Below are 13,317 nucleotides of genomic sequence, written 5' to 3'. Positions count from 1 at the left end.
TACTAAGTTAAGCTGTTTACTACGTTAAACGCGCACCAATAAAACTTAAGTGTGAGCCGTCGTTGTCATATGTATTACGTTTTGTTTATAGCTTTTATGCTGGGTATATCTATTAACAAAAAGAGTGGACGTTTATTGTGAAAAAATTATTGTTTATTATTGTTATTCTTGCTGCAGTGGTTACCGGAGGACCTTTTGTATCCGGTATCCAGGCTGAAAAGCATTATAATGCAAGTGTTGTTCAGTTAGAGCAGGCCTTGAGTGAATATCAGCACCTGCTAAGTTACTCCATCCAAAAAAACTACCAACGAGGCTGGTTTAAATCACAAGCATCAACCGAGCTGCAAATAACGCCTAAAAATGAAGCCCCCATTACCATTAATATGCAACATAGTGTCCAGCATGGACCTGTTTTTTGGGGTAAAAGCCCACTCTTTGGTTTAGCCAGTACTACTACTGACTTACAGTATTCAGCAGAAGCACAAAAAACCATCAAAATGCTTTGGAAAGACAAAAAGCCTTTGGTTATTTCCAGCGTAACAGGCTTCTCCGGTGAAACCACATTTGACATTAAACTAACCCCCTTCACCCTTGAAGAAGGCGGCAATATAGTTGAGGTGAAACCAGCCCAAATCAATGCCAGTATTACTCCCCAGGCCGATAAACTGACAGCATCAGGTGAATGGCAAGGCATGAGCTTAACCAGTCAGGATGGCAAACTACAAGTTGGGAAAATGACATTCAGCTCTGATAAATCTCGTGCTCTCGAAACACTATGGGTGGGTGATGATAAAGCCGATATTGATTATATGACGGTTACGGACCCCAGCGGTGCTTCATTTCGCGAGGTCAATCTGCAAGGCTTTTCCATGGTCTCTCACTCAGAATTACAAGCTGAAGCGATCAATGCGAATGCTAACTTACGTTTTGCCGCTATCACCATCGACGAAGAAAAACTGGCCAGCGATGTTATCCTTAATTTAAAACTCAACAATATTGCAGCTAAACCCCTTGTTGCTATACAACAAGTCGTGACTAACTGGCAACAGCAAGCTATGCAACAAACCAATCCAACACCACCTGACTTTACTCAACTCCAGCCTCATTTACAGGCTATTTTGAAGCAAGGACCTTCTATTGAAATATCCAAGCTGCATGCTGAAACACAAAAAGGTAATGTTGATGCTGATTTATTAGCAACTATCAAAACGGATAACCCGATGCTATTAAGTAATCCACTATTCATGCTGGGTGCTATTCAGGCTAAAGCGAATGTCAGCTTACCTAAAGCCCTATTAATGGAATCTCCTATGGCACCACAATTGGATATGTATATTCAGCAGGGAGTTTTGAAAGAAGAAGCGGGCCAATTAAAAGCCAAAGTGAATTTCACAGAGGGCAGTTTAACCATTAACGATAAAAAAATGATGTAACTGCTCTCCCCTCAACTAGGGCAATTGCACATGTGATGAATAGAGATAACACTTGTGGTATTTCCCTGTGATGGTGGTCTGCAGCAAACAAAGACGGAATAACACCCGTCGAACTGGTTGTCGCAAGGATGCGGCAACCAAGCCTCCAGCGAAGAGTAGCTCAACGTTCCTAAGCGCTTGACTCTGCCACTTGCCACCCCACTTGTGTTGCCTGTTGTTCAAGATATTCATAGCCTTTACGTGCATAAGTTAATGGATGAGCAATGGCAGGATCCTGCTCCGCTTCAACAACCAGCCAACCTTCATAGCCTTTGTTTTCCAGTGTCTTTAATAAAGGTGAATAATCAATACAACCATCGCCTGGCACGGTAAAAACTCCCTGTAACACGGCATTTAAAAAACTATTATCAGAATTTTTGGCCCAGTCTAAAATCTCAAATCGGATATCCTTACAGTGCACATGACAAATTCGTTGACTGTAACGCTGAATAACCGTTAGGGGATCACCACCACTGTAAGTTAAATGCCCAGTATCCAGCAGCAATCCGACGGTATCGTCAGTCATCGTCATTAACCGGTCGATGTCTTTTTCTGTTTCAACGACGGTCCCCATATGATGGTGATAGGCCAATCTCACCCCCTGCGCTAAGGTATAAGCGGCTACCTGGTTTAGCTTTTCTGTAAATATTTTCCACTGCACATCAGTCATGACGGGACGATGAGACAAAGGTGTATCTTGTCGCCCATGAACACACCCTGTTACTTCTGCAAAGACCAATACTTCAGCACCTAAGGCTTTCAATAAATGCAAGTGACCTTGTAAGGCTCTGATTTCATCTTCTACACGCCGCTGTAATAATTGTCCGCTGTACCAACCTGACACCAGCTCAAGTTGGTATTGCTGAAGTATTGGTCCTAATATCTCAGGTTCACGTGGAAATTTATTACCTAATTCAAATCCTAAATAACCCGCTTGTTTACCTTCTCGTAAACAGGTTTCCAGTGGCGTGTCAGCACCTAGCGAAGGTAAGTCATCATTGCTCCAGGTTAATGGGTTAATGCCGATTTTAATTGTCATTGCTAAGACTCCCTCTACCACGTAATACAACTCATATTTATTGTTATTGTTGATGCCATAACTAATAAGGCTGTTGTCGTTTAGCTTGTTCATACTTTGCTCTGGCATCATTCACCTGGTGTCGCTCAGATACCTCTGGTACAGCAACATCCCACCAACAACCACCCGCTTCCGTTGACTGCCGTGGATCGGTGTCAATAGTGATCACATAAGTCCGGGTTGCTGCTTTGGCACGCGTTAATGCCTGTTCCAGTGAGTGAATTGAGCTAACCTGCTCAGCCTCTGCCCCCAATGAACGTGCATGGGCCGCGAAGTTAACGCGTAACACTTCGGCTTCAGAACTGTAACAATCCGCTAACAGGTTATTAAAAGGTGCACTGCCACAATGCTGCTGTAATCGATTAATACAACCAAACCCCTGGTTATCCAACACGACAATAATAAGCTTCAAGCCCATCATCACTGATGTGGCAATCTCACTGTTCAGCATGAGGTAGCTACCATCGCCAACCATAACAATCACATCTCTCTGCGGGTCAGCCAACTTAACGCCCAGTCCTCCTGCAATTTCATACCCCATACAGGAATAGCCATACTCCAAGTGATAACTTCCAGGTTGAGGGGCACGCCATAGCTTATGGAGTTCTCCTGGTAAACCACCTGCAGCCCCCACCACCACAGTGTGCTCATCAGCCAATCGTTGCACAGCACCAATCACCTGAGCATCACTAATACCTGTACAGTCTTGGCCTAAGGCCTGCTGGGTGGGCCGTGATGTAATTGATTCTGCACGTTCTGCAAAAGGTGCAGCCAAAACCTGATCAGCCTGGGTAATCCATTGCTGCCGATAGTATTGAGCCTGAACAGCCCACTCGGCTGAAGGCTGCCATTTGCTTTGTTGCAAAGCGCTATAAAGCTGCTCCAAGCCAACTCTCGCATCACAGATGAGGGGTATTGCCTGATGCTTATGCGCATCAAAACCGTTGACATTCAACTGAATAAGCTTGAAATCTGAACGGTTAAAAAGCGTGCGTGATCCAGTGGTAAAGTCCTGTAACCGTGTGCCAACCGCAAGTACAACATCTGCTTGAGTAGCCAGTGTATTGGCAACACTGGTTCCGGTAACACCAATGCTACCCATATTGCATGGGTGCTCCCAATTTACAGCCCCTTTCCCCGCCTGAGTTTCTACAATAGGAATCTGAAATTGTTCTGCCAATGTTACCAATGCGCTAAAAGCTTCACTGTAGTGCACCCCCCCACCTACTACGAGCAAAGGACACTGGCTTTGTTGTAGTAAAGCCACAGTCTCCTGCAACTGTCGAACATCGGGCTGTGGTCGGTAAATAGTATGCATTTGAGGTGTAAACCAATGTGCAGGATAGTCATAACTCATCGCCTGGACATCTTGGGGGAGTGCTAAGGTGACGGGTCCACAATTAACGGGGTCCAGTAATACAGACAACGCTGTGGGCAAGCTGTTAATGAGCTGCTCCGGGCGAGTAAGCCGATCAAAATAACGGGACACAGGGCGAAAACAGTCATTAGCGGTAAGGGTCGGATCAGCAAAATACTCTACTTGCTGTAAAACAGGATCAGGTATCCGAGTGGCGAACGTATCAGCCGGCAGCAGTAACACAGGCAGTCGATTGACATGGGCTATTGCTGCAGCCGTCACCATATTCGTTGCGCCCGGCCCAATTGAAGTGGTACAAGCCATCATTCGTCGACGTCGATGCGCTTTCGCGAAAGCAATAGCAGCATGAGCCATACTCTGCTCATTATGCGCACGAAATGTTGGAAGCTTCTCTTGTGCCTGATATAACGCTTCGCCAAGCCCAGCTACATTGCCATGCCCAAAAATAGCAAAAACGCCCGCAAATAATGGAATGCCTTCAGGCTTAGTTTCGTTATTTTGAGTCGCCGTTGCTGGATTAGCCTCACCTTCAACCTCAATAAACTGGGCCGCAAGATAGTTGACCAATGCCTGTGCCATCGTAAGCCGAACAGTTTTCATGCCAGCCTCCTTGTCTTATCGGTCACCCTCGTGCTTTCGGTGTTATCAACAGGCTCTCCAGGACATAGGCTGTTCACTGAATTTAGCGACTTGCGGTACTTCCGCCAGCCATGAATCAACAGTTGATATTGAGCTGCCACAGTGTCTATCAGTGCATTATCGGTTATTTCCCCTGCCAACCACTGTTTACATGATTGTCCAAAAACACTCCGTCCTACCGCAAAGCCTTTAACAATTGAAAACTGGGCCGCAATAGCAAAACCTGACAGGAGTTCAGCAATAGGAGCTTCCAACCCAAGCACAACAATCCCTCGACAGTGAGGTGCCCGTTCAGTAATCAGCGTGGTGACCTGTTGCCAAGATGAAGCTGACAGCGCAGGTAGCTTCCACCAGTCCGGATAAATACCAAGGTTATAGAAACGCTGTAAGGTTAATGGCACCGTTTTTAGAGCTGCATCAAAATCTGGAGGAATAACTTCCAACAGCAGCTCATGACCCGTTTGTTGGCAAACCTGATATAAACTCAGTAACTGCTGCTCTTGCGCTAACCGGAGTGTAGGTGAATCTTCTGGGTGGTAATACACTAAACATTTAACGATGTGCTCTAAAGGCCAATACTGAAGCTGCGCCAATAACGCATTACCCTGTTCGAATGCCAATGGCCTGGAGCCCGGCTGTTCTACTGGCCTTGCCACCCACCAATCCTGGCCACTAATTTGAAGGAGTGCTTGCTGGCCATAAGTACTGTCCAGCAAAGTGGCAGGTCTGACCAACTCAGCGCCTGCGGCACCTCGTGCTACTGCTTGTACCAATAACTGCTTTAATTCAGGCAGCTGATTTAAATCTGCCCCAGCCTCCTGTGCCATAGCAACAAACTGGCGTCGATGATCCAGTGCTAAAGCGCAGATCTCCTCATCATAATAAGTCCTGCGCGTGGTAACACGATGTAAGTAATCTAATTGGCAATCTTCTGCTGGGCGAGAATTTTCAGTCCGTTCTACTGACTGTAGAAAGTAATCCAGCTCTTCCGCTGTGGGCATAGCGGGTGCGCAACCATGGCGTGATACCACAATCGCACCACAGGCATTAGCATAACGGCAACACTGCTCAATGGATTCGCCTTGTAACTGGCCACGTAAAAAACCACTCAAAAAAGCATCGCCTGCACCAAGTACATTGAGCACCTCGACATTCACCCCTTTTATGCAGAGTCCTTGCTCAATATCATTAGGAATCGCTTCTGTAAACACGACACAACCCAAAGGCCCACGCTTCACCACCAATACAGCATCAGTGATGGTTCTAATGGCCTGTAAACTCTTTGTTAAATCACTTTCCCCTCCAGCAATACAGATTTCCTCCTCTGTACCCACAATTAAGTCACAATAGGATAAGACTGACTGAATATGTGCAGTAACTGTTGCCGCAGACACAAAACGATTTTCACCTTCGCCTAACTTCGTGAGTCCCCAAAGCACAGGTCGGTAATCAATATCCAACATCACTTGTGTGCCATTAGCTTTTGCCCAGCGAATAGCCTGCAAACACACTTGATAAGTATGTGCTGTTGATAAGTGAGTTCCGGTAATTAACAAGGCTCTCGCTGACGCAATAAAAGCTTCGTCAAAGTCCTCCACGCTCAAAGCCATATCTGCACAGTCATGCCGGTAAAACAACAGTGGAAACGTATCCTTATCTTTAATACTTAATAATACGAGTCCCGTTAGTCGCTCAGGATCACTCATTACATGACTGACATCGACCCCTGCTTGTGCTAACACCTGACGCACAAACTCTCCCATTTGTTCATCACCCACACGGGTAAGCATGGCTGATTTCAACCCCAGACGAGCACAACCATAGGCTATATTGCCTGCGGAACCTCCCAAATATTTGGCAAATGTTGAAATATCTTGCAACTTTGAGCCTACCTGCTGACCATATAAGTCAACGGCTGCCCTTCCCACACAAATCACATCATAAATTCGTTTTGTCGCCATAAAGCACACTCCCGTTCATTTCACACGCTCAAAGCTCTTTTTCAAGTCCATGTGGCTGCCAGGGGGTATTATCCACTGACATCGTCCAGCGATGTGCTTCACGAAATGTGGGTGCAATATAGGGATTATCCGGCAAATGACGTATAGCCCAGACATACCACATACCATAACCGGGAGCAGCAACTTGCGCATGATCATGGCCAGGCATAATTTTTAACGTGTCATTGGCTTTTATTTTATATACGTCTTCCCCATGTTCACCATGTCCAAAACCTTGCGGCTCTGTAAAACGATAATGGTAAATTTCTGGCTGAGGATGATAATGTGGTGGATAGCTTGACCAACGTCCTGGTAAAGTCACAACCTCACCCAGTACTAATTCCGCATTAACGTCACTATTACTTCGGTCAAATAAGGTCCTGACTAAACGTAGACAGGAATTACCAACAAGCCCTTTACCACGCTGCTCATCTGCAACCTGTGTAATTAACCTAGCCGCAAAAGGTTTATCATTAGCCACATCAAAAACGGCCAATTCCGTATCTGTATGAAAGAAATAAATAACCTCTGTACCTGCACAAACATGCAAACACTGTGGTTCATCATCAAATAATGAGTTTCTATGTATTATTATTTCTTCTTTATCGTAATTATTATTTTTTTCTTCACTTTTTGGCGTTTCGCTTTTTTTAACGTGAGCAGATACGTGTGCTGTGGGTTCAGTAAAACGCAAAGAAACCTTGCCACTGATTAATAACCACGCTGTCTCATGCTGAGCAATCATACAAAAGGCTTCGCCAGCTAAAAATTTATTAATAGAAAATGCAATACCCGTATTATTTTCAATTTCATCAAGCTTAGTAATTTCTGTTTTTCCCTGAGCAAAACCTTCTCTATGTTGTGTTATGTGAACCATTATGACACCCTTAATTCCTTTTTATAATTACTTAACTTCCCTGATAGGTTATACCCTAGCTAACTGTGTGAACTTACCAGCTTGAATTCTTGCTCCATTGCTTCAGCCATGGCATGTTCCAAAGCCGCACTCGCTTCTAACACAGTATTATTTTGTGTTACCGCAAAGACGGCATCTGAACGAGAAAATTCCTCAAGTTCAGAGGATAAATTATCCATTTCTTCTCCACCTGCCATCATACTTAACACCTCTTCACGGCTTACTTCGCTTTTACGAAACATACCAAAACAAGAGCCTCGTTTTAAAATAGTAAATACATCACCTATAGTGTAAGCGTGATGCACATTGTGTGTTATAAAAATCACCCCCAGACCTCTGGCTTTCGCTTGAGCAATATAACGTAAAACAATAGCTGCCTGTTTAACACCTAAGGCGGATGTTGGCTCATCCAAAATCAACACTTTGGCACCAAAATAAACTGCACGTGCAATCGCAATACATTGACGCTCCCCTCCAGATAATGTACCCACTGGCTGAGAAGGATCACGCACATCAATACCTATTTTTGCCATCTCTTCTTTGGCTACTTCATTTGCTAAACGCCAATTGATTCGACGAAAAATTCCTTTGCCTACAGTAGGTTCCCTCCCCATAAAAAAGTTACGCGTAATACTCATTAAAGGAACCATTGCTAAATCCTGAAAAACGGTTGCAATACCGTTATCTAATGCATCTGCTGGCGAATGAAACGCCTTGCGCTTGCCCGCTATATGCATCTCCCCCTGACAAGGCTTATACACACCGGACAGCGTTTTAATAAGCGTTGATTTGCCAGCCCCATTATCACCCAATAAGCACATTACCTCGCCAGCATTAACTTGTAATGAGATATCATTCAGTGCAATAACGTTGCCAAAATATTTATTTACATGACGTAATTCAATGAGAGGTTGTTTCTGCTGCATGCTCAATGACCACTCCTATTTTTTTTGATACCCATAACACAACTATTTTTTTAATTACTCAATACAACTACTATATAAGGCATTTTTTACGCACATAATTATTAAACATCACCGCCAGCAACATCATTCCTCCCATAAATACTTTAAACCAGTCAGTGTTAACACCTGTGTAAAAGATTCCCATTTGAACAGTGCCAAATATGAGTGCTCCAAACACAGCACCAATGGCCGAACCATATCCCCCCGTCAATAACACACCTCCTACCACCACAGCAATAATCGCTTCAAATTCCTTTAAAAGTCCTCGATTAGTATCTGCTGATCCAGCATCCATAACTTGTAAGCAAGCAAATACTGTGGCAGCTAAAGCAGTCATCATAAACAGTGTAATCTTGACACGCGCTACTGGAACGCCAACATTTCGCGCAGCATTAGCATCCCCCCCACAAGCAAAAATCCAGTTGCCAAAGCGCGTCATAAGCAATACCCAAGTAGCAATAGCTGCAATCACTAACCACCAGACAATAGATACTGGTATCCCCGTTACCATTGGCTGACCGGCAAAATTTGTGTCTAACCAACCTATTTCAGTAAGCCAAGTAAAAAAGCTTTGGCCTACTTCACCAGAAAACAAACCCGCCAAAACATCATTTTCAGTGACTTCTTTTAGTCCACCAACCTGTGTACGACCCGTCAGTAAACGGGTAAAACCAATTGCAAGTCCACGAAGAATAAATAAAAAAGCTAACGTCACAATAAAGGATGGCAATTTTGTTTTTACCACTAAATAGCCATTAATAAAGCCAATCCCCAGTGCTGTAATAAATGCAAATACAATGGATATCCATAAGGGCCAATCCCAAACAGCCACAGGAATAGCCACAACAAGTCCCGCAAAAGCAATCATTGAACCGATTGATAAATCAAACTCGCCAGCAATCATCAGCATGGCAGCCGCTATGGCTAGAATGCCTAACTGGGCAGAAACTTCTAAAAAATTAATAATACCAGCGGCACTGAACATTCCACTGTCATTCGCAAAAACGCCAAAAAACCCAAAAACTAAGAGTGCTCCTGCAACTGCACCAAACTCAGGTCGGTGCAAGGCTTTTTTAAGTAAATGCTGCTGTCTTAATCGTTCATCATGCGTTTTATTTTCCACAGAAACAATGCCTGTCGACATATTGCCACCCTTAAATGATTTATCGTTATAGTCTTAAGAACACGCAATACGTTACCGAATACCTTTTTTACTTAATGCAACTACTTGATCAGCATTTTCTTGAGTGACAAAGCCTGGGCCTGTTTGTACTTCACCATTAGGTAAAACCCCATATTTGTTGTATTGAGCTAAAAATATGATCGGTAAATAACCTTGTAAGTACTGCTGTTGATCAATGGCAAATGCCATATTTCCTTTTTTAATTGACTTTAAAATAGTAGGGGAAAGGTCAAACGTTCCGACTTTAATTTTGCCATTGGCTCCGGCTTTGGTCAGTGCAGCAATGGTCGGATCTGCACCCATTGATCCAAGGGTTAAAATACCATTTATATCACGGTGCTTGTTTAAATACGCTAATAATGCATTACGAATTTCTGTGGGATCGGTAGTAACGGCAAGAACGGCAGCATACCCTTCCATCCCTTCAATAAAACCCGCACAGCGTTGATCTAAACCCGCATTACCCTGTTCATGGTTAATACACAGCGCTTTATTCACCCCCATTTTACGCATTTTAATTCCTGCACCTTTTCCTGCCAAATACTCACTCTGTCCCACATGTAAACGTACGCCTAGCGCTTTATAACTATCAGCACCAGAGTTCATCGAAATAACAGGAATGCCTTTAGCGACAGCTTCTTTTATAGAGTCACTCAAAGCGTCTTTATCAGGAATAGAGACAACTAATCCAACGGGTTGTGAGGCAACAGCAGCATCAATAATCTGGGCCATTTTCACCATATCAAAGGTGTCGGGAGCACGATATTCTATTTTTACTTTTGCTTCTTCTGCCGCATTATCAGCACCATTTTTAACTACTGACCAAAATGGGTCTTGTGGTTGTCCATGACTGACGACCACTATTCGTGGCATATCGGATAACACAACTGAACACCATACTCCAAACACACTCACGCAAAGTAATAGTAGGCGCTTCATAAGGTACAACTCCTGTTTTCATTGTTATTTTGTTGTGGAGTAGAAACTACCTAGGCCAACGTTTACTGGTGATGTGCTCTTTTCGCTTAAAGCCATGTTAATTAAATATGCCATGCCCCTTATAAGCATCCACATTAACTAATCTATACCCAATACGAAGGTTTTTTAGGGGCAGCAGTCAAGCAATGAAACCCCAGGAACTTATATTAATAAGTGACTGGGGTGAAGAGCGCTGACAACAAACCCTAAAAATGATTCGTGAAGGGTATATTAAGCACAAAACGACAATATAAGTACTGACCTAGTTTCAATCCCTTTCGTTTTACCTGAGCGACTCATTTGGATAACAACCCTGAACAGCGGATAGCTATCAGCATCAAGCACTCTCTTAATCCCTTGCTTAATGCCTCAGTTTACCCTTCCTTATGGGTATATTTGAATGTAATTTATTGAGTCAACGGGTTTATAGACTCCTTTATAATGAAATACTTATTTCATTTCCAGTCTGATTTTAAATTTTTTAATTCACTTGCATCAAAAATAAAATACCTGTTTCATTTTTGACCATTTTACGCTATAACGACCCAATAACAATAAGAAGGAATTTTCCTATGACCAGCATACCACCAGAGACGCTGGCAGAACTCGAAGCAGAAATAACTGCCAGACACAAGACGTTAAGCAAACGTCTGCGCCAAGTTGCTCACTTTATGATTGAAAGACCAAAAGAAGTTGCTTTTGGTACAGTGGCTATAATAGCCCGTGATGCGGATGTGCCGCCCTCCACGCTCGTAAGGTTTGCGAATGCCTTTGGTTTTCAAGGGTTTAGTGACATGCAAAAGCTATTTCGTGCCAAGCTTGTGGAAGAAACACCCAGTTATAACGAACGTGTTCGACTGGCACGTAAGCATTCACAGACTAGCCAACATACATCACCAATGGAATTACTTGAGGAGTTTACGACCAGTAATATGGTGGCAATGGAACAACTGATTAAAGAAGTAAATACCAATGATTTAGAAAAAGCCGTCAGTATCATTTATTGTGCACAAGCAACTCATATTGTTGGTTTCCGCCGCTCATTTGTCGTCGCATGTTACTTTGCTTATGCACTTAGACATATTGATCAACGAGCCTTTTTAATTGATGGTGTTGGTGGCTTGTACCGTGAACAGGCAACAACTTTATCTAAAAATGACGCTTTGATTGCAATTAGTTTCAAACCCTACGCGACAGAAACGCAAGACACTATAATGTCAAAGCCAAACGGTGTACCACTGATTGTAATTACTGACAGTCAACTCAGTCCACTGACACAGTACGCTGATGTTTGTTTTGTGGTAAAAGAAGCCGAAGTGCGTTCGTTTCGCTCACTAACAGCATCGTTATGTTTAGCGCAAACCATTGCCATTGGCTTAGCCTATCGTGTCGAAGAAGAACTAAATGGTTCATCTCAATAATTAAATCAATAAAACACTATCCACCTAAATAAACCCCACTAAAAAAGGTAGGAATCAGCAATGATTAACTTAGCTTTATTCGGTGCCGGTCGCATTGGAAAAATCCACGCCAACAATGTTGCTGTGCTGGCAAATGTGAACTTAAAATATATCATTGATGTTGACCATGCCTCAGCCGAAACATTAGCCAAACGTTATCAAGCAAAATCCGTTGATACAACAACTGCATTACATGATCATTCCATCAATGGTGTCATCATCGCCAGTCCCACAAATACACATGCAAACTTAATTGTCCAAGCCGCATTGGCCAACAAAGCAATATTTTGTGAAAAGCCTATAGACTTAAGTATTGAACGTGTAAAAGAATGCCTGCAAATAATACAACAACAAGACGCATTATGTGTTATTGGTTTTAACCGGCGTTTTGATCCACAATTTACTCAACTCAAACAAGCCATTAATCAAGGCAAAGTAGGTCAAATCCAGCAAATATGTATTACCAGTCGAGATCCCTCACCTCCCCCCATAGAATACATTACACATAGTGGAGGAATATTTCGGGATATGATGATCCATGACCTAGATATGGCTCGTTGGTTACTTGATGAAGAACCTTGTGAAGTTTATGCCAATGCGAGTTGTATTATTGATCCGGCGTTAGGTGATCAAGGTGATGTTGACTCTGCAATGGTTATTTTAAAAACCCCCTCTGGTAAACTGTGCCAAATAAGCAATAGTCGTGCAACCACCTATGGCTATGACCAACGGATTGAGGTCTTAGGAAACCGAGGCATGTTACAAGCCAATAATAATACCGCAACGAACCTTTGTTTCAGTGGTGACACCGGTGTAATACATGAAAAACCATTACACTTTTTTTTAGAACGTTATGCTGATGCTTACCGACTAGAACTTGCCCACTTCGTACATGCGCTACAAGAAAAAAATATAAGTAGTACACCTAATGCCTATGATGGCTTACAAGCACTTAAATTAGCTAATGCCGCATTAATATCACTCAAGAAAAATGTAGCTGTTAAATTGTAACCTTTTTTATCTTTTTACAATACCTCCTTCCTCTTTTCTAGTTTACTGAATTACCTTTTATGTTTTTTTTCGATAGCCAACAACATAAAAGGTAATCAGGCAATATCCTCCTTTACTATACTAATCGTCCTATTACAACTCATATAAAAACGCTTAATTAACACCCAAATAAGACCCACTAAAACACCGAAGTTAAATATATATAATGTAAGAAGAAAACCATATTCCTTTTACTTT

The 13,317-nt window shown here is 42.9% G+C and carries 10 protein-coding genes; 3 read left to right on the top strand and 7 right to left on the bottom strand.

The window, feature by feature from the left end:
- The first annotated feature begins 137 nt into the window (after positions 1–137).
- Complete coding sequence (locus tag KCG35_RS08930; protein WP_215819346.1) at positions 138–1,433, top strand: YdgA family protein; 1,296 nt, start codon at positions 138–140, stop codon at positions 1,431–1,433.
- A 169-nt stretch (positions 1,434–1,602) separates the two neighbouring features.
- On the opposite strand, the gene iolE is transcribed toward KCG35_RS08930, so the two are convergent.
- The 7 genes from iolE to KCG35_RS08895 all read right to left on the bottom strand — a co-directional run bounded on the left by iolE (position 1,603) and on the right by KCG35_RS08895 (position 10,570).
- Entirely contained in the window at positions 1,603–2,511 is a 909-nt protein-coding gene (gene iolE / locus KCG35_RS08925; RefSeq protein WP_215819345.1) for a myo-inosose-2 dehydratase, read from the bottom strand.
- Positions 2,512–2,572: 61 nt separating this feature from the next.
- Positions 2,573–4,528, bottom strand: coding sequence for a 3D-(3,5/4)-trihydroxycyclohexane-1,2-dione acylhydrolase (decyclizing) (iolD, locus tag KCG35_RS08920; protein ID WP_215819344.1), 1,956 nt, complete (start codon positions 4,526–4,528; stop codon positions 2,573–2,575).
- Positions 4,525–6,528, bottom strand: coding sequence for a bifunctional 5-dehydro-2-deoxygluconokinase/5-dehydro-2-deoxyphosphogluconate aldolase (locus tag KCG35_RS08915; protein WP_215819343.1), 2,004 nt, complete (start codon positions 6,526–6,528; stop codon positions 4,525–4,527). The genes iolD and KCG35_RS08915 overlap by 4 nt, the downstream gene beginning before the upstream one ends.
- Before the next feature lie 28 nt (positions 6,529–6,556).
- On the bottom strand, positions 6,557–7,444 hold the full coding sequence (locus KCG35_RS08910) for a 5-deoxy-glucuronate isomerase (protein ID WP_215819342.1): 888 nt from the start codon (positions 7,442–7,444) through the stop codon (positions 6,557–6,559).
- A gap of 59 nt (positions 7,445–7,503) precedes the next feature.
- The gene (locus KCG35_RS08905) at positions 7,504–8,409 is read right to left on the bottom strand and encodes an ATP-binding cassette domain-containing protein (protein WP_215819341.1); all 906 of its coding nucleotides are present in this window, start codon (positions 8,407–8,409) and stop codon (positions 7,504–7,506) included.
- 70 nt (positions 8,410–8,479) lie between these two features.
- The gene (locus KCG35_RS08900) at positions 8,480–9,592 is read right to left on the bottom strand and encodes an ABC transporter permease (RefSeq protein ID WP_215819340.1); all 1,113 of its coding nucleotides are present in this window, start codon (positions 9,590–9,592) and stop codon (positions 8,480–8,482) included.
- A 51-nt stretch (positions 9,593–9,643) separates the two neighbouring features.
- Positions 9,644–10,570 carry a sugar ABC transporter substrate-binding protein gene (locus tag KCG35_RS08895; protein ID WP_215819339.1) on the bottom strand — a complete coding sequence of 309 codons (927 nt, stop codon included), beginning with the start codon at positions 10,568–10,570 and terminating at the stop codon, positions 9,644–9,646.
- Positions 10,571–11,181: 611 nt separating this feature from the next.
- On the opposite strand from KCG35_RS08895, the gene KCG35_RS08890 reads away from it, so the two are divergent.
- Both KCG35_RS08890 and iolG read left to right on the top strand, forming a co-directional pair.
- Positions 11,182–12,030, top strand: a complete 849-nt coding sequence (locus tag KCG35_RS08890) for a MurR/RpiR family transcriptional regulator (RefSeq protein WP_215819338.1) — start codon at positions 11,182–11,184, stop codon at positions 12,028–12,030.
- A 60-nt stretch (positions 12,031–12,090) separates the two neighbouring features.
- Entirely contained in the window at positions 12,091–13,080 is a 990-nt protein-coding gene (iolG, locus tag KCG35_RS08885) for an inositol 2-dehydrogenase (RefSeq protein ID WP_230409103.1), read from the top strand.
- Positions 13,081–13,317: the final 237 nt, after the last annotated feature.

This window comes from Zooshikella harenae, from assembly GCF_018837975.1.
GTDB classification, from domain to species: Bacteria; Pseudomonadota; Gammaproteobacteria; order Pseudomonadales; family Zooshikellaceae; genus Zooshikella; species Zooshikella harenae.
This window is presented reverse-complemented; position numbering and strand designations above follow the sequence as displayed.